The sequence below is a fragment of the Viscerimonas tarda genome, from assembly GCF_054601255.1.
In genome coordinates this window covers 1-19,098 of the sequence record NZ_BAAHWV010000022.1, presented here as the reverse complement: position 1 = coordinate 19,098, position 19,098 = coordinate 1, and the positions used below count along the sequence as shown (strand labels likewise).

The following is a 19,098-nucleotide window of genomic DNA, read 5'->3' as shown; positions in this document are numbered from 1 at the left end:
TATGAAGCATTTGATTGTTGTTGTTTTCCTGTTTACCCTGTTCTCTTCGGCGCAGGCGCAGAGTGCGCATATCGTCCAGCGTTTATCTACTGTTAACGGGCTGCCGACCGATGAGGTATTGCAGTGTTATCAGGATAAAGAAGGATATATATGGATTGCTACACGCGATGGATTGTGCCGCTACGACAGTTATCAGGTAAAAGTTTACAAATCCAACTTATATGCGCCCGGCTTGCTGTCGAGCAATAAATTGACGGCTATTGCCGAAGACGGAAACAACCGTATCTGGATAGGAACGGACAACGGATTGAACGTATTGGACAAGACAACCGGAAAAATCCGCCAAATACCGCTCGACAAATTGAAAAATAACACGATTCAAATTATCCTGACAACCAAGAACAACGATGTATGGATAGGAACGGCAAACGGTTTGCACAAGTATGTAGCAGAAAAGGATACATTCATCTATTTCAACAACGCAAGCACCGGATACCGTATGCGCGGAAACGACATTAAAAGCCTGATTGAAGATGCCAAGGGGCATATCTGGATAGGTACGTGGAATGAAGGCATTACCCGCCTCAACCCCGAAAACGGCATTTTCTATCCCTACCCGCGAATCAATCCCTCCAATTCCGCTCACGTTCTTTTTGAAGATAACCGGCACACGATTTGGGTGGGCAGCTGGGGCTACGGCCTGTTCCGCTTGGAAAACCCTTACGACCCCGACAGGACTACCTATATCAACTATAACCATGATAAAAACCGTCAGGGAAGCATATCCGACAATTTAGTCTATTCCATTTCGCAAGATTTGAACACCCATTTTATTTGGGTAGGAACCCGGAGCGGCTTGAGCGTTTTGTTTGACCGGCAAAATCCGTATTCATTTACCAATTTTTTGCCCGGAATATCCGGTTTGCCCTATAATGAGGTCAATTCGATTATCCGCGACAAATCGGGATTGATGTGGGTGGGAACTTATGGCGGCGGCGTTTTAGCCATAAGCAGCGAAGCGCCCAAATTCCGCCTCAACGCATTGAGTCCTGTTGAAAACAAGCTGACGAGCAAGTCGATACGCAGCTTGTATATCGACCGGAAAGGCATGCTTTGGATGGGAATAGGAAGTTATGGATTAGTGTCCTTTCTTCCCGAAAAAAATCAATATGTTTATTATGAAGACCATCCCGATTTCAGGGGAAATTCTATCACTTCTACCGTCAATATGAGTATGCAACAGGGCGAAGACTTGTGGTTTGCTACCAACGGACAAGGCATCTTTGTTTACAATCCCGATATGCATAAAGTCAGTAATATCAAAGCGGATACGCATCCTTGGCTTAACAGCAATATGGTTTTATGCCTGAAAGAAGATTCCAATCACAATATTTGGACAGGAACTTCCGACGGCATCAGTGTTTACAATCCCCAAACAGGCAAGGGGTTTTCCTATCCGGCAATGGGACAAAAAATGAACGGTCATCGTTATGCCGTGTATTGCATAGCCGAAGGCGACAGCAATACGATGTGGGCGGCAACAAAGGAACACGGCTTGTTCCTCATGAAAACTGCCGCTTCCCAAGTAACGCAGTTTGAGCATTATTCTGAGAAAAATAACCGGTTGAACAGCGATAACCTGCAATATGTTTACAAAGACAGCGGCGGAAAAATCTGGATTGGCTCCGAAGGAGGCGGTTTGAGCCGCTACAATGCCGAAAAAGATGTGTTTGACTGCGTACAGCAAGCCTATAATATACCCGGCGATATTGTTTATAACATAACGGAAGACAGGCAAGGCAACCTGTGGATGGGAACCAATGCCGGGTTAGTCGTCCTGAAAAATGGAATGGTGCAGCAATATACCGTTGCCGACGGATTGCTGGATAATTCGTTTACCCGTAATGGCGTTTTTCGGAAACCGGACGGCGAATTGTATTTTGGCGGACACAAGGGCTATAATTATTTTGAGCCTGAAGAATTAAAAACAAATGAATTTCACGTCCCTGTCGTCATTACCGATATAAAGATTTACAACAAATCGCTGGAAACGGCGGATGATAAACTGCGGGAAACCATATCGGTCGATGCTCCCGGATATACGCGAAAAATACGTTTACCCTACAATTACAATAATTTCAGCATTGAATTTGCCGCTTTGGACTACTCCAAATCCACCGGCAAATTTGCTTACCGGTTAGACGGATTCGACACGGAATGGCAATATACGGATAATTCCAAAAGATTTGCATCCTATAATAACCTGAAGAGCGGCGTTTACCGGTTTCAACTCAAAGCATTGACTGAAAGCGGCGTATGGAGCGCCTGCGAAACCTTGCAAGCAGAAATACTTCCTCCATTCTGGCTGACATGGTGGGCATATCTTATTTATTTCGCCATAGCCGGGCTGACTATATATATTGCCTTTACACTGGCTCGGCATAAGTGGAGAATGAGTAATACCATACGGATAAAAGATATTGAAAAACAAAAGATTGAAGAACTCAATCATGTCAAGCTGCAATTTTTTACCAATATCACGCACGAACTTTTAACGCCGCTCACGATTATTTCGGCTTCGGTGGACGAGCTGAAAATAATGGCGCCGCAACCGAAAGACATTTATGATACAATGACCAACAACGTCAATCGCCTTATCCGTCTGTTGCAGCAAATACTGGAATTTCGGAAAGCGGAGACAGGCAACCTGAAATTAAAGGTTTCCAAAGGCGATATAGCCGCTTTTGTGAAAAACAGCGTGGATAATTTCAATCCGCTGATGAAGAAAAACAAAATCCACCTGTCGCTGATGTGCGACCCCGAACAGATTCCAGCATATTTCGACCACGACAAATTAGATAAAATACTGTTCAACTTGTTGTCGAACGCATCCAAATACAACCGGCAGGGCGGTTTTGTACAGGTGGATATAAGCTATGCTTCCGATAACAAAGACCACGTCCGTATTTCAGTAAAAGACAATGGCGAAGGGATTAAGCCCACGGATATTAAAAACTTGTTCAAACGCTTCTACGAAGGAGATTACCGGCGTTTCAACACCATCGGCACAGGAATCGGCTTGTCGCTGGTCAAAGACCTTGTAGAACTGCATAAGGGAAATATTACCGTAGAAAGCGAAGTCGGGAAAGGCGCTGCTTTCTTTATCCGGATACCGATTACGCCGGAGTTTTACGAAGAATGCGAAGTGGAAGACTATACATTCGTTTCCAGAAAAACAACCGGAGAGCCGGTCGAAAAGGAAGAACCCGGAAAGCCTCAGTCGGCGAAAGAGCATACCTTATTGTTGATTGAAGACAATGAAGAACTGCTGTCGGCAATGGTAACATTGTTGAAACGCGAATACAATATCTTTACCGCCATCAACGGGAAGGAAGGCATTGAAATAATGGAAAAGGAAGACATTGACCTGACCATCTCCGATATTATGATGCCGGTAATGGACGGTATAGAACTGTGCAAATACGTTAAAAGCGAATTTGAAATTTCCCATATTCCGATAATTCTGCTTACTGCCAGAAATCAGGAAGAAGACCGTATCGAAGCATACGATTCGGGAGCCGACGGATTCATTTCCAAGCCTTTCAGCCTGAATGTGCTTCATTCAAAAATTAAAAACCTGTTGAAAGACAAAGAGCGGAAAGCCAAAAAATTCAAAGAGCAACTTGTCTTGGAATCCAGCGACCTGAATTATACAAAGATTGACGAGGATTTCCTGAAAAAAGCAGTGGATTGTGTATATGCGCATATCGATGATTCCGAATTTGACCAGCAACAATTTGCCAACGAGTTAAGTACCAGTAAATCGACTTTATACAAAAAGTTAAAGTCGCTTGCCGGACTCAACACGACCTCTTTTATACGGAACATACGGATGAAAACCGCGCATAAAATTATTGAGGAGCATACGTCAATCCGCGTGTCCGAACTGGCATATTCCGTCGGATTCAGCGATCCCAAGTATTTCAGCAAGTGCTTCAAGCAGGAATATGGACTGATTCCGTCCGAATATCAGGAGAAACTGTTAGCCCAAAAACAACAAGGCTCGGTTACGGATAATGAAATAAAAGAACCAAATGACACGAATGAATAGCCTGAAACGTAAATATATCTATACCGAAGAATTGGATAATATCAATCTGACTTCTTCACAATCACTCATTGGCGTAACGGCATTTGTGGATGCAGCCAATATTACCTGTTTTTATCAAAAAAAAGAAAATATTCTTGCTTACTTCCGTGAACATTTCGGAAATTTGCCGGTCAGTGTGGTTGCACAACCGGCAGACAAGGGCATTGCCTTGGAAATATGGGAACACACAGCTTGTGAGCGCCTCGTTTACAAAAGCTACGGAGGCGTGAATTATTCGGTTTATGAAGACGGGGCAGGCAAAGCCGTTTGGGGCTTCGGATGCGCTGTTTCCGACCCGGAGTATTCATTTCGCGAGCAGGCTATCCGTGCTTTCGACGCCATGCAGGGTATTTTGCTGGAAGAAGGATTTTCGATGGACAATATCGTCCGGCAATGGAACTATATTCCCAATATTTTGAAAACCTTTTCGCAATACAACCGTACCTGTCAGCATTATCAACTGTTCAACGATATACGCCAATGCTACTACGGATTGTATAAGCGCAACAAGATTTATCCGGCAGCTACCGGCATCGGTATGGATTACGGTACGGTAACGATTGATTTTTGTGCCATACAACCTCATCCGCATACGGAAATTACAGGACTGAACAATCCCAATCAAACTGCCGCCTATCATTACGGGCAGGAGGTATTGGTTGGGGCGCCGCTACAAGAGAACGAACAAAAGAACGCGCCGCTTTTTGAACGCGCCAAATCCATACGCTGTCCTGGCCACGAACTGATTTTTGTTTCGGGAACGGCCTCCATTCACGGCGAAAACACAGTCGGACAGAATGATGTGGTGCGGCAAACCATCATTACCATCAAGAATCTGTTTGACCTGACCGATAAAGAATATACCGGCCTTCGGGTGTATGTGAAATACAAAAAAGATATGAGCCTTGTCAAAAAGGTCTGTGAAAAGTATTACCGGAATATTCTCATCCTGTGCGTCAAAGCGGATATTTGCAGGAACGACCTGCTGGTGGAGATTGAGGGGGAAGCGGAAATATGGATAAAAGAATAATCCGGTTGATACATATATCTTTGCTGCTGATTATTGCGGGAGCATGTATGACCTTGTTTACGGCGCAACAAAGCTATTGCCATCTTCGGCAATATTTTTACTTGCTGTCGGCATCATTATCGGTTCTGTGTGGGCGAATATTTCGTGGGGACGCTACTGGGGTTGGGATGCCAAAGAAACTTGGGCATCAATTACCCTGTTGGTCTATATATTGCCTTTGCATCGAAAATACCTGCCGCCATTGCAAGAACCCTCGAAATTCCATTTGTTTTGCATAATAGCGTTTCTATCGGTTTTAATGACGTTTTTCGGCGTGAACTATTGGCTGGGAGGCATTCACAGTTATGTGTAAATAAATTCTCTATTCGTAAAAATTCTCTTTTCCCTCTTCTTTTTCCTGTTTCACTGCCGCCTTTTCCTTGCTGTTGTTGAATATCGCTTTTTTCGCGTCTTTCCGAATGACGTTTGCCAATTCGCGTTGCGAAACACTTACCGGTTCCGTCATAAATTCGGGAATATTGTAGGATTTGAAAAATGCGCCGTAGAAGTCAGGGTCGCGTTGTGGAAGGATAAAAGGCTTGGAAGCCTTTCCGTCCTTGAAATACGCAATATATGGGCGCGTGTAAGAGCCGTCGTCGCGCCGCGAACTGAAAATAATCCAATGTCCGTTGGACGACCACGAATGATAGCTCTCTACATCGGGACTGTTCAATACCGCTAAAGCCGTCAATGTTTCCGTTTCCAAATCAATCAGATACAAATCGCTGCTTTTGTGCCAGATATGAAAATTGCCGTAATCGCCGAGTGTAAAAAGCAAATACCTGCCGTCGGGCGATTCGCGTGGGAAAGTAGCGCTTTTGCTGTATGCCGACGCTTCAAAAATCGTATCGGTACAGGTAAATTTGCGGCTTTCGACGTCAAACGCTTTCCGGTAAATGTTGTAATGGAAATCTTCGTATTTCAGGTAAATATCATTATCTTTAGAAGAGGAATTGTCGGGATAGCTTGCAGAAACATAATACAGGAATTTCCCGTCGTGGCTCCACGACGGGAAAGTTTCCAGTTGGGTGGAATCATTGGCAATGATGCTGACTTCGTTTTTGTCCAAATCATACAATATCAAATCGGATTTTGAATCCAGCACTTCCACCTTTTGCTTGTCCCTGGTGTGGAAATTCTGTCCGGTATCGTTGGTCGAATAAGCAATCAGGTTCTCCGTCGGATGCCATGCCGGATAAACGCCTGCCGAAATCGTATGCGCGGTTTTCAGATTAACTTTCCGTACCGAATCGCCTGTTACAATGACCGTCCCGCCCAGATATTGCCTTACATGGAACTGCATATTTCCTTTTTTGTTGTAATTCTGATAACTGTGGCAATTGATACATTGCCCTTGTTCTCCTTTGGACAGTATCTGGTTGCTGAAAATAAGCGTTTCTTCAAAATTGGCCAGATTACGTTGATTGATAGACATATTTTCATAAGTAACATACGACGGTTCTATCAGGCGGTACGAAATATAAGCGTCTATTTCTTCGGGCGCAATGTAATTCTTAATGGCGGGATATTTCAGCCATTGATTGTCCTTTTTTAAATAAACCTCCGTATATAACGTATCGCCTTTGCTTTCTTCCAACAGTTTGCGCCATGCTTTCAAGGGAAATTGCACTTTTTTTCCGCTGACAATTAATTTTTCACCTTTATTGGAATAAACAGCCGTCAGATAATCGCCAGCTTCTGCCTGAATATTGAAATTAAGCGGCGCTATATTATACGGAATCACAATATCCGTATAATCAGGCGATATGGCAATTTTCCCGCTTTGAAGAATAGCGTTTTCAGGAACCTGCCTGGAACAGGAAATAAATAAAAGCGATGCAAACAGACTGTAATAAAAGAAGTTCCTCATATTCTTACTGTTTCAATATTTTAAACGCTTTTCCATTAACATCAACAAAATAAAAACCTTTGGGCAAACTGCCGACATTGATTTGACTGATTTTTCCGCTTGCAGATTTTACCAAAACGCCGTGCAAATTGTAGATTTGAACTTTTACGTCTTCGTCGTTTGCGCTCTTAATATACAAAATATCAACCACAGGATTGGGACAAAGCGTTATTTTATCGGCGATTGCCAAAATGTTTTCGATACTTGTCTGCCCCGTTTCGCTTTCAATCACTACCCAACCGACTTGGTCGGCGGCAGGGTCGGTCTCGATGCTTGCCGAGCGTTCTATTTGATTCAACACTTTGGCTTGCGTTCCGGTATAAGAATAAATGCGCAAATTAGAGGCATAGGAATTGTTTGCCGTTTGCTTGTGGGTAAAAAACAGGGGGTGCGAAACCGTTTCCTCCCAATCGAATGTCCCTGTCAAACGGACGACATGACCTACATTATCTACTTTCCCCACAAAAATCTTCTTTCCATTTATCAATCCTTTCCCTTCGCTAATGGCAACATAGTGAACGGTTTCACTCGGAATGGTATAGGTTTGCGCCGCTTCTTTGCGCAGGCATATTTCAAATCCTTCGATAGTTACGTTGCGGATATGAATGGAAGTCGCCGTTGAAGAAAGCGTTGAAACCTGCGTTGGAATAACGACTGGCGGCGCTGTAAAATAACCGGCAGGCACGCCGAAACTTACGGTTTTCCATGTTCCATTGGCAGTCGTTTGTCCTGCACAAGCGTCAAGTCCTTCAAAATTGTATCTTCCGGCAGGTAAAATCAGGTAAGAAAGCGGTTCCTGTTTTGTAAAGTCGCTTGTGATATAATTCCATGGCTGCAACCTGAACTTCAGTTGCCCGTTGGTCATTGACTGGATACGGCTGTTCATCAATACAGACATGTTATTGTAACCCGGCGTTCCCAAAACGGCAACAGGAGGCGTTTCAAATGTTTTTCCGTAATACAGGGTAGTCCAATCCAATGAAGTCATCTCAATCGCATCAAACTGAATATCGCTGTTGGCGCTTACTGCAAACAGGATTTCAACGCTTGGCTCGCTGATATTCCCCGCACGGTCAACGGCTCTCGCCCGATAAGAATGTTTGCCTTGTTGGGTAATATTGACAGGAACAGTCAATTTGCTTATAATCGGAATATTACTCCCGTTGGCAATAGGAGTATAATCTCCTGTTCCGATTTTTTCCTCTACAATGTATGAAACAGTCAATTCATTATACACGGAAGCAGTCAGATTGATTTCCAGCCTCGTATTGTTAGCCGTAATAGCGTGGCTTGCAATAACCGGCGCAGGGACTTTCCATGTAGGCAGGTATTCTTTGCTTCTCTTGAAAGCCGGTTGCGATTTATCATTCCTGAAATATTCTCCGGCAGGCGTCAAAGCCCTGCTGTTATTGTTATCAGAGTTGGTAACTATCATCCGTGCCGTTTCCACCCAATTGTAAAGCGATTGCCGTTCGATAAAAGAAGCGGTATCCATTACCTGCAATATGGCTGTTATATCCCTTAATTGTTTTTGCCTGTTTGCCTCTGTATTCAGAAGCGGCTTGGGGCTTGAGGTTGAACTTTGGTCTCTATCCCAACCGCCCTCGCTTGTCCAGTTGGCGCCGTTGTTCCATTCGGTTATCCAGATAGGACGTCCGGTGCGTTCGTGAATATATTTCAAGTCGTTGTACCAGGCTTCCGGCGATTTTCCGCCCCAATAGGCGTGCCATGCAACAAAGTCCACGCGGTAATTCAGCCGGTCGCATTCGTCGATGAACTGGAACAGCCAGTTCCAATCCGTACAGGCAGGCGAGCCGACTCGCAAACCCGATTCCAGCATACTTGGCCATTCCTGAATAGCGTGGGCAACGGTTATGGCTTTTTCGCCGTTGTCGTCTTTGTGCTGTTCGGGGTGGTCGGGTTCATTCAGTCCCAAGAGATGGGTTACGTTGGTCTTGTTATTAATGGCAGTCCAACTCCCGTTCAGTTTGTTCCACATCGGTACAAATTCATAATCGGTTTGACTGTTGCTGCCAGCGCCCCAATTATTCCACCATGTAGATTGCGTTAATTGAACATATCCGTCACTGCTGCCGCAAACGCCTTTTACCGAAGGATTATACCATTTGAATACGCGAATAAAAGAGACAGTCCGGTCTAATTCGGGTTGCAACTGCGAAACTTCCAAATCGGTTTCGTCGGCAATAAAAACGCGGCTGAAACCCCGTCCGTTGGATGCGGTTGCCAAAGTAGCCATGTATCCTCTTTTGAGTTTGAACGAACGGATTGCGTTGTCCATTGTTCCCAAAGTATTGTGGTATGCAAGATTGCATATCAGCCTGTTACCCGAAAAACCGGCTCCGTCAAACACTTCCAATGGCTCAATCCCGGCAGGGTGAGGGATAACAACCGTTCCCTGCACATGAATTTCCACGCGCACATTTGTTCCGTTCATGGCCTGCGTGTTGCCCACTTTCACATACTGCAACCACGCACCGATGACTTCGCTCGGACGAAGGTTGTCGAAAAACAGCCACGCATTTTCCGTTTCCAGCGTAATTGTGCTGTTGCTTAACGGCGTTGCCGATGTAAGGTGTAAATCGGCTTTGTCGGAAACTCTGACCTGACTGTCGGAATAAGAACTTACCGTTGTTTTTCCCACAGGAACTACAACATCTACTGCGTAAGCGGATATGGACATTGTCGTCAGTATCAGCGCAAAGCCTAATTTTGATATATATTTCATCATTAATATTTCTTAGAAATGTCGCATTTTTTTACTCCCATCCCACATTTTGTCCTAATCTTGAATTTTTATCCCGCTCGTCCTGCGGTATGGGGTAGAGATACATTTTATCGTCCCAATAACGTGCATTTACGTCTGTTTCTACGGAATAGATATATGTTCTGCCGCGCGGGTCGGTCGGGTCTAACTGGATGCGCAAACGTTTGATGTCGCGTTGCGTTTCCGCCCCGATTTTCCAGCGGCGAATGTCCCAAAAACGATGGTCTTCAAAAGCCAGTTCCCGCCAGCGTTCGTCCCTCAATTCCGCTTGAAAAGACGATTGGTCGAAATCGGCAGCGGAATAAAGCGGAATAGTCAAGCCCCGCCTGCCTCTTACTACATTAGCTGCTTCGATAGCTGTTTTTGTGTAAAATTCGGGAACGGTATTTGGCCCGTATGCTTCATTTACAGCTTCTGCGTAGTTCAGATATACTTCCGCATAACGGAACAGGATGAAAGCATGACCGAATGTAGAAGTCTGACCCGGCTTGAGATTGGTGTCGCCGACAAGAAATTTCTTGAGGTAATAACCGGTTTTTGTAGCGCCTATTTTGGGTAATCCGCTGAGGCCGCCTTCCCATATTTCAGTCGGTTGACTGTAGGCAAAACGTTCGCCGTTTAGAGCTATTACCCATCCGAGTCGCGGGTCGCGGTATCTCCACGGGTTCTTTTCATCGAAAGTCCGGCCCGTTTGCATTCCGTATTTTTCGGCCAGATTGTGAGTCGGACAATTGCCCGAATTTCCTCCTTCCACGCCAATAGGAAAATTATTCCTTTCCAAATCGCCCGATCTGGCCGTGCGGGTAGCCAAAATAACTTCCTGTTGCGTGGCATAAGAGGTAGCTGCCATTACCAGTTCATAAAACGGCAAACGCTCTAATATAAAGCCCTGTTCCCTGTTATCGACCGCTTTCAGCATATCGGCGGAGGCTTCAGCTGCCTTTACCCAGCGGCTTCTGTCGTTGCCGGGATTGTGCAGCGGACTGGCCGCATAAAGCAATACCCGTGCCTTCAGCGCGTAAGCCGCCGACCTTTTAATCCGGCTCACTTCATTGTCAAAATTACTGCCATATTCGGGTTGAAGGTGTTCTTTGATACTATCACATTCATCCGTAATAAACTGTACTGCTTCGTCAAATGGAGCCGGTACGAGATTATTGACTTCGCTGTCGGTTAATGTATGCTTTTCCAAAGGAATACGTCCGTAACGTTTCAACAGCTCGAAATGAAAGAAAGCCCGCAGGAACCGCACTTCATACTCATAATTACGGTAACGGGTCATGTATTTACTTTCATAATCACGGTCGTATTGAAGATAATCGAACGTACTGTTGTTAAATTCTTCCAAATAGAGATTTACCGCCCGGATACCTTTGTAAAAATGCGACCAGTTGTTGTCGATGGCTTTGCGCGGACTCCATTGCCCATTGGTCATACTGTGAATATCGCTCGTAACCCAAGCATATTCTCCTTCGTCGCAAGCCGACGAGCGCATGGCCGCCCCCACCGTGTAGAAATCGGTGGGCAGGTAACTGTAAATATCTGTAACATATTGGGTGGTGCGCTCATAACTGCTACGAATAGCATCCGCGTTATAGACGGTCGATTCGTCGTATTCCAAAAAATCGCCGTCTGTTATGCAGGAAGATAAGCCCGATAAAACAATTGCTGTAATGTATAATGCTGTCTTTTTCATACCAAAATAAATTAAAAGTTTAACGACAATCCAACATTAATGGAAGAAGCAGCCGGATAACCGGAAACGATTATTTCCGGGTCTGTTTCCTTGATATTGCTGATAGTCAGCAAATCCATTCCCCGCAGATAGACTTTCATGTTTTGCAATCCTAAAGTATGTTTCAACCAATGGTTGGAAAACTTGTAATACACCTCGCAATGCCGCAGTTTCAGGAACGAACGGTCGGCTAACCAAACGGTATTCATTGCGTTGTTGTTTGTATTATCCAGCGTAGTCAATCTTGGGAAACGGGCATTTGGAGTTTCTATAGTCCAGCGATTGTTGTAATAATATTCCGAAAGGGTGGTATTGCCATACAAAGGACGATACATACTGACCAGATTCAACTGTGCAGTATAATTCGTTACGCCCTGAATTAAAGCATCAATACCAAAGCCTTTGTATTCCAGATTGATGGAAGCGGAATAATAAATTTCGGGACAGGTACTGTTGTATCCGATATAGGTACGGTCGTATTCGTTGATAATTCCATCCTCATTCTTATCCTTGAATTTGATGTCACCCGGCGCAAGGTCTTTGTACAAGGCATTGGCAGGTGTATTGGGATTGTCCAAATCGGCTTGGGTATAATATCCGTCTGCGACATAACCGAAGATTTGCCCGACAGGACGTCCTTTTTCCCTTGAATATTCGTCAGGCTTGTATTCTTCTCCGCTTTCGATGACCTTGCTTCGGGCAAAAGCGAAATTACCGGCAATCCGGTACTTGAAATCTTTGCTTTGGTCGCCGAAGTTCAAGCCGACGTCAATTCCTTTGTTATCCACGGCGCCCACATTGTTGTAAGGTAAATCCTGACCCAAAGCCGAGGAAAGCGTTCCGTAGGCTAAAACCAAAATATCCCTCCGCTGTTCTAAAAAGGCGTCTATTGTAAAATTCAATTTTTTGAAAACCGAAATATCTACTCCGACATTGGTCTTATAGGCTTTTTCGTAAGTCATATTCAAGCTGGGGTAGCGGTTTTCTTTCATGCCGGAACTGGTATTGTCCGAAGCATCGAACAGATAACCGGTTCCCGAACCGAATGTCTGCCTGTAAAGATTGGCTCCGGGACGGTTATCGAGGCCTGTCATTCCCCATGAGGCTCTCACTTTCAGGAAATCAATGAAATCAATATCTTTCAAGAATGCCTCTTCCGAAGCGACCCATGCGCCCGAAATGCCCGGAAAGTAACCGAACTTATTGGACGGCGGCAATTGATTGGAACCGCTGACAGAAAATACGCCATCCACAAAATAGCGGTTCAGATAGCCGTAATGCGCCAGAACGCCGTAGTGCATCCGGTTGTAAGTATTGTTTTGCCCCGGTATCACATAATCCTCCAAGGAATAGACAAATGCCGCATCCAGTTTGGATTTTTCCCAAACACGGTTGTAATTCGCCCGCGCTTCCATACTAAAACGCCGCCATTGCGTATTGATGTCCTTTGAAAAAGGAACTGTTTCATTTTTACCTTGCACCGAATGCTGAACATTGGCAGGCAATCCGGCGACATCGTAGGTAATATTTGTTGTTTCGTAAGCATAGTTCCGTGTAGTACTCTCAAAGAGATTACTGTAATTGTCGTAACCGATTTTGGCGCTGATAGACAAACCCTCTACGAAAGCGCTCAAGCGTTGTTTCAATTCGGCATCCGACGACAAGGAACGGGTGTGATTGATGGTGTTTCCCGAAGCGGCTACGCGAGCTATCGGGTTAGTCGGCCAAATATCGCTTGCTCCCCAGTTTCCCGATTCTGTTCTGATGGGGAAAGCGGCAGAAGGAACAGTATAAACGTAATTAATCAAATCGGAATAATTATTGCCCGGATAATTCCGTTCGGCAATATTCCCGTTCATGCGAACAATAAAGTCGGTAGTCGGCGTTACATTGATGTCCAGATTGATACGTCCGTTCATCTTGGAATACAACATTTGTGTATTGTAATCTTCGTATATGCTTGCCGGTTTCAGAAAGCCGTAGTTGTTCTGCATATTCAAATTGCCGTAGTAGCGCGCTTTGGAACTGCCGCCGCGGATAGATACATTGTAAATATTGGAAGCCCCGTGGTCGCGAAACATTTCGTTTACCCAATCCACATTGGGATAGAGGTAAGGCGAATCGCCGCTTTGAAACTGACCGAGTGCATATTCGTTATACATAGGGTCTAAGCCATCGTATCCCCGCGCTTCGTTCATTGCTTTGGCGTAGGTGTAAGCATTGACAAATTTAGGCAGGCGAACCGGCGAAGTAAAGGCATGGTCGTAAGAGACCGAAATCTCCATATCGTTGTATTTACCTTTCTTGGTGTTTACCACAATCACGCCGTTAGCGCCCCGCAGTCCGTACAAAGCAGTTGCCGCCGCATCCTTCAATACCTGAACGCTTTCTATATCGTCCCTCACCAGGCCGTTTAGCGGACGTTCAAATCCATCGACCAAGATTAATATTTCGGAATTTCCGCTTAAACCGCCCAAGCCGCGAATGTACATCGTGGGGTCGTTGTCCCATTCCGTTCCGCCGTTTTGCAAGACCGTTAAACCGGATGCCAAGCCGTAAAAAGCATTCGCCGGATTGAGGGCCGAACTTTTCATGATTTGCTCGCTACTAAACGAAGAAACCGCTGCCGTTGATTCAAATTGGGGGATGAATATATCTTTACCCGAATTTATCAGCGCATCCTTGCCGGTAATTGTAACCAGCAAAAACGTATCCGTTACCTGTACTGTTTTCTTTTTGAAATCGGAGGTTTCTATTTCCAGATAATCTCCGATACCGGCCTGAATGGTAAATGTTCCGTCTTTTGCAACCGGTTCTATGTCCATTTTGCTGTTCAATATCCTCACGCCTGCCCCGCCTGACGGATTGCCGTAAGCATCCGTCAATTTGCCGGCTACATTGATTGTTTGAGCCGACAGTTCTGACAAGCAAAGCAAACCTGTAGCGAGTAACAGAAATTTATATTTATGTTTCATAATCTATTATATTTTCAATTATCAATTCTCAATTACCCTTACCATCCCGGATTTTGAGTTAAACCATATCCTTTTCTCACTTCATCAATAGGAAAAGCGGATAAATACCATTTGGAATCAAAATTCACTCTACCTTCATCCGTATCTTGCAGGAAGCGTTTCTTCAAGGCCACTTTCTCGTACGAAAATTCACCTGTTGGCACGCCATTGGCATTTCTTTTTTGCCTGATAAGTAATCCGTGCAAGCGTTTGCGGAAGTCGCCTTCTCTTTTCCAGCGGATTAAATCGAAGAAGCGTACTTCTTCCAAACCAAATTCACAGGCTCTTTCGCGCAATACTTCTTCCAAGAAAGCTTCCCGTGTCCATGTTTTTCCCGGATTGGACGCCTGAAGTCCCTTCAAGCCTACGCGGGCGCGCACATCGTCTATATATTTAAAAGCCTCAGGGGTTCTTCCCACCTGATTCAATGCTTCGGCATAGCTCAAATAGATTTCGGCCAGGCGCAAATAGGGCCAATGCAGTCCGTTTTGCAAACCGCGTGTTCCACCCGAAGAGGTTGCCCCCAGATTGAATTTGAAATCGCCCATTCCGCTACAGAAGTTCATTGTTCCGTTGCCGTTCGGGTCGGTATTATCTCCGTCTAAATAAGCGGTCTCGCCTGTTCCGCGATCCCTTCCGCCAAGATAGCATTCGGCAGTACGTCCGTTGTACGACATACCGTTGACCACGAGGGTTTCGTACAAACGCGGGTCTCGGCCTGCAAACGGGTCTTTGTAAGGTACAATATCCGTATTGTCCCAAACCGATTCGTCAAACGGCGTACCGTCTGCCATGGGAAACATATTCGCATATTCGAGGGTTGGATTGGCAATTCCATAGCCAAAATTTACGAAGACTTGGTAGTCCCATTGGTTCCAATTGCCGCAATCGCTTCTGACACGGGTCGAAATCAGGGATTCGCCACCATTTCCAGCGCGTCTGAAATAAGCGGTACGGAAATCGGAGGACAAAACAGGTGTTCCGTTTGCCGCTTGTTCTCTGAAAAACAGGTCGCAGGCATTTACTACATCCTGCCACATAGCAGGGTCGTAACCTCCCGTCCAGACATGATTCTCCTGAACAGATTCAACCGTTTCTTTTGTATAAAAAGGTTCGTCCGAATTAAACAGGGGGCTGGCCGCAAACAAAAGTACGCGAATCTTCAATCCCAAGGCCGCCGCTCCTGTGAAGCGTCCGTCCCAAGTAGCTACTTCGCTAACAGGCAAGGCCCATGGTAAATCCACGTAGGCCGAATCGCACAAATCCGTAATAAACTTGAGGGTTTCTTTCACGCTCGAGCGAGGGACATTGAAGCCTTCGTTGGGGTCGTGAGCTTTTCTTACACAGCACAATCCACCGAAATGGCGAAACATATCCGCATGAAGGCAGGCAATCACCATTTTGGCTTCCCCTTTCAGGCGTTTTTTCATTTCGGGCGTCATATCGGGCGCTCTGTCCACGTTTTCGATGAACAAGTAGGCGCGACGAATACCCACCCATTGCGCTTCGGCTTTTGTTGGGTCATTGGTACTCGCATTCCCGTACCAATATTTGGAATGTGCGCCTTCTTCTCCTGCGCTCATCTTTCCGGTGTAGTATGCCCGGTTTAGGTTGTCCCAATCCAAATAACTCTGGTAATTATCGCCTAATGATTCCATGATACCCATGTTCATTTTTTGCGCCCTTTCGTTCCAATACCAAGGCAAACCGTACCAGAGGCACGAATAAGCGCCGGTCAGCACTTTCTGCGCATCCACCGCATTGGAGAAAACGGTGTCCAACACCAATTGTTGCGATACATCCGGTTCCTTCATAGATTCATCACCCAAATCCAAGTCTCCTACACAAGAAGAAAAGAGGCAGCCGAATATCAACAATAAGCAACTGTATTTTATGGTTAATCGTTTCATATATATAATTCTAATGATTTTTAACTCTCAATTCTCAACTTTTAAAATGTAGCATTAACTCCGAAATTAATAATCCGCATCACCGGATAATCGGAACGTTCGCGTGTGTACATTTCCGGATCCAATACTTTCAGTTTATCCCATGTAAGGATGTTGTATCCGGTAATATATAGTCTTAACTGTTTCAATGCCAATTTCTTCATAAAAGCCGCATTGAAATTATAGCCAATCTGGAAGTTCTTTAACCGGATGTAATCGGCATCGCGGATATATAAATCGGATGCTGCATAATTGTTGGAACGGCTGCTGACAGATGCCCTAGGCAAGGTGTTTTTGTTCACCATTTCGGTCGAAGTCCACCGGTTATTGAATTGGTATTGCAGCAGCGCCCGGTCGCCGGTTTCGTCCAAAGGCTCCCTGAATGTTGACGACAACAAGCGGGATGTAAGCGCGGCGCCGGTAAACAATACGCTGAAATCGAAATTATTCCATTTCAATTCCAGTGTCAAACCGCCGGTCAGCAAGGGATAATTCGGATAACCGATGGCGCACATATCGTCCGTGTCTATTTCACCGTCATGATTCAGGTCTTCATATACCACGTCTCCCGGCTTCAATTCGTAATCGCTCTGATTAGCAACGCCTTCCATTCCTTCGTAATAAAAACCTTTGACTTTATAGCCGAAATTCTGATTGATGGAATGTCCGGTTTCGTTGGCATACGAGTAGGGCGACAAAACTTCGTCCATGTAAACAACCGTATTTTTGGTATAAGCGGCATTGAACTTAACGCCGTATTCTACTTTCTCTATCTTGTCGTTCCATTTGAAATCGACTTCCACGCCTTCGTTCCGCATCTTGCCTAAATTTAATTGGGGCAGCGCCATACCCAATGCCGCAGAAGAACTCGACGTCCATAAAATATCTTTCCGGTTTTCGAAGTAATAATCAATTGTGCCCGATAAACGGCTGTCAAACATCGAAAAATCAATTCCATAATCCTGCTTATAGGCTTTTTCCCAAGTTACAATCGGATTACCGATTAGGGATTCGGTGATTCCCTCCTGCCAATTGCCGCCGGTACCGAAATTATAATTGTAACCGGGGTCGTGGTCGCCTCTATTGCCCCACACATCTCCTCTTACCCATGTATTGGGCAAATACAGGAAGCGTGCGCTGCCCGAGCTCCCTCTGTCGTTTCCAACCACACCATAAGAAGCCCTTATTTTTAAATAGCTCAACAGGTCGCTTTGTGGGAAGAAATCTTCATTGGTAATAATCCAACCGGCAGAACCGGCGGGGAAAATACCGTAACGCTTGTTGAGTGCAAAATTTTCGGAACCGTTGTAGCCGACGCTGAAATCGGCCAGGTAAGTAGTGTTGTAGTTGTAGATAACACGACCAACAAGACCCGCATAACTATTGGGAACTCCCTGATAATCGCCCGAAGGATAGTATTTTACATTTTGATTGGCCAGCAACAATCCCGAAAAATCGTGCTTGCCGAAAGCATGGGCATAATTAACAGCTCCTTCCACATACCAGTTTCTCCATACACTTTTATTTTCGTTGTAGCTCAAGGCGCCTCTTGTACCTTGCTGCACCAAAACCAGTTCGTCGGGGTTGGTGGCGGAATCGCTTAGCCAACCCATATCCTTTTTATAGGTAGGGAGATAAGATTCGATGGAAGATGTACGTTCTTTTCCTTGTGTATTGCCGCTGTTATAAGCGCCTTTCAGGCTGAATTTCAGTCCCGGAGTAAGCATCTTCAGGTCTTGTGTATAGGCCAAATCCAGATTCAATACATTTTCTATGGCATAGCTAAATCCTTTTCCGTAGTAGGGCGATAATCCGTCCGAGCCACCAACTTTGTTGTATGCGCTATTTGCTTTAATCCATTTTCCGTTCACAATTCCGGGGCCGGCCAAGGGATTTGCCCAATAAATATGGCGGAACAGTTGCTGTTGGTCTTCGCCCGAAATCGGACGATTCTTTTCTTCCAAACGTCCGCCCAAATTCAACGACAGGGTAGAGGTGGAAGTGAAATCCACATCGAGGTTGGTGCGGTAATTATAGCGGTGGTAATAGAAATTACCGTTGTAGCCTGCATCAAAATTTTTGAAAAGGCCGTCCTGCGTCAATAAACCGACAGAGGTAAAGTAACGTACTTTATCCGTACCTCCCGAAACATTGACATTGGAAATGGTTTGAGGAGCCGATTGGTTCAAAATCATCTTCACCCAGTCGGTATCGGAATAAATCAGGGGGTTGGTATGATTTTTTATCTGATAGAGAGGCGAAGTGGGGTCGGCCAAATCTTGAGCAATGGTCGGATTTTTACGGAACAAGTACGTGCCGTAGTCATTAAAGTTGGCCTCATCTTTATATAAAGCATATTCATAAGTAAGTACTCAAAATTAAGCGACATTATGCGAATAGTTAATGAACAGTTCTTTACCCACCGCTGCCACCGCCCTGTTGGTGGAGTAGAAAAGTGTGTCAGTACTCGCATAGTCCTGTGGTCTT

7 protein-coding genes and 2 pseudogenes are annotated in these 19,098 nt (G+C 45.1%); 3 read left to right on the top strand and 6 right to left on the bottom strand.

Features of this window, described 5'->3' with window-relative positions; all coding sequences use genetic code 11:
* Window position 1 precedes the first annotated feature (1 nt).
* From ACYPWY_RS10455 to ACYPWY_RS10445, 3 genes and pseudogenes are all read left to right on the top strand, one after another.
* Window positions 2–4,111 carry a hybrid sensor histidine kinase/response regulator transcription factor gene (locus ACYPWY_RS10455; RefSeq protein ID WP_459685473.1) on the top strand — a complete coding sequence of 1,370 codons (4,110 nt, stop codon included), beginning with the start codon at window positions 2–4 and terminating at the stop codon, window positions 4,109–4,111.
* Entirely contained in the window at window positions 4,095–5,180 is a 1,086-nt protein-coding gene (locus tag ACYPWY_RS10450) for a RidA family protein (protein ID WP_459685472.1), read from the top strand. Before ACYPWY_RS10455 ends, ACYPWY_RS10450 begins: the two co-directional genes overlap by 17 nt.
* An 85-nt stretch (window positions 5,181–5,265) precedes the next feature.
* Window positions 5,266–5,532, top strand: a pseudogene (locus ACYPWY_RS10445) (cytochrome c biogenesis protein); the annotation flags it as partial.
* Between the two features lie 9 nt (window positions 5,533–5,541).
* On the opposite strand, the gene ACYPWY_RS10440 reads toward ACYPWY_RS10445, so the two are convergent.
* The 6 genes and pseudogenes from ACYPWY_RS10440 to ACYPWY_RS10415 form a co-directional block, all read right to left on the bottom strand.
* The gene (locus ACYPWY_RS10440; RefSeq protein WP_459685471.1) at window positions 5,542–7,089 is read right to left on the bottom strand and encodes a TolB family protein; all 1,548 of its coding nucleotides are present in this window, start codon (window positions 7,087–7,089) and stop codon (window positions 5,542–5,544) included.
* Between the two features lie 4 nt (window positions 7,090–7,093).
* A complete protein-coding gene (locus ACYPWY_RS10435) occupies window positions 7,094–9,877 on the bottom strand; it encodes a glycosyl hydrolase (protein ID WP_459685470.1) in 2,784 nt (927 codons plus the stop codon).
* 28 nt (window positions 9,878–9,905) lie between these two features.
* Window positions 9,906–11,609, bottom strand: a complete 1,704-nt coding sequence (locus tag ACYPWY_RS10430) for a RagB/SusD family nutrient uptake outer membrane protein (RefSeq protein ID WP_459685469.1) — start codon at window positions 11,607–11,609, stop codon at window positions 9,906–9,908.
* A gap of 11 nt (window positions 11,610–11,620) precedes the next feature.
* Window positions 11,621–14,623: a SusC/RagA family TonB-linked outer membrane protein gene (locus tag ACYPWY_RS10425; RefSeq protein WP_459685468.1), complete on the bottom strand. Its 3,003-nt coding sequence runs from the start codon at window positions 14,621–14,623 to the stop codon at window positions 11,621–11,623.
* Window positions 14,624–14,661: 38 nt separating this feature from the next.
* Complete coding sequence (locus tag ACYPWY_RS10420; protein WP_459685467.1) at window positions 14,662–16,572, bottom strand: RagB/SusD family nutrient uptake outer membrane protein; 1,911 nt, start codon at window positions 16,570–16,572, stop codon at window positions 14,662–14,664.
* A 41-nt stretch (window positions 16,573–16,613) separates the two neighbouring features.
* Window positions 16,614–18,959, bottom strand: a pseudogene (locus ACYPWY_RS10415) (SusC/RagA family TonB-linked outer membrane protein); the annotation flags it as partial.
* Between the last annotated feature and the right edge of the window lie 139 nt (window positions 18,960–19,098).

Excerpts from the sequence above, each read along its gene's own strand:
- ACYPWY_RS10450 (WP_459685472.1), top strand. The coding sequence starts at position 4,095 with ATGACACGAATGAATAGCCTGAAACGTAAATATATCTATACCGAAGAA.
- ACYPWY_RS10420 (WP_459685467.1), bottom strand. The coding sequence starts at position 16,572 with ATGAAACGATTAACCATAAAATACAGTTGCTTATTGTTGATATTCGGC.
- ACYPWY_RS10440 (WP_459685471.1), bottom strand. The coding sequence starts at position 7,089 with ATGAGGAACTTCTTTTATTACAGTCTGTTTGCATCGCTTTTATTTATT.
- ACYPWY_RS10425 (WP_459685468.1), bottom strand. The coding sequence starts at position 14,623 with ATGAAACATAAATATAAATTTCTGTTACTCGCTACAGGTTTGCTTTGC.
- ACYPWY_RS10455 (WP_459685473.1), top strand. The coding sequence starts at position 2 with ATGAAGCATTTGATTGTTGTTGTTTTCCTGTTTACCCTGTTCTCTTCG.
- ACYPWY_RS10430 (WP_459685469.1), bottom strand. The coding sequence starts at position 11,609 with ATGAAAAAGACAGCATTATACATTACAGCAATTGTTTTATCGGGCTTA.
- ACYPWY_RS10435 (WP_459685470.1), bottom strand. The coding sequence starts at position 9,877 with ATGATGAAATATATATCAAAATTAGGCTTTGCGCTGATACTGACGACA.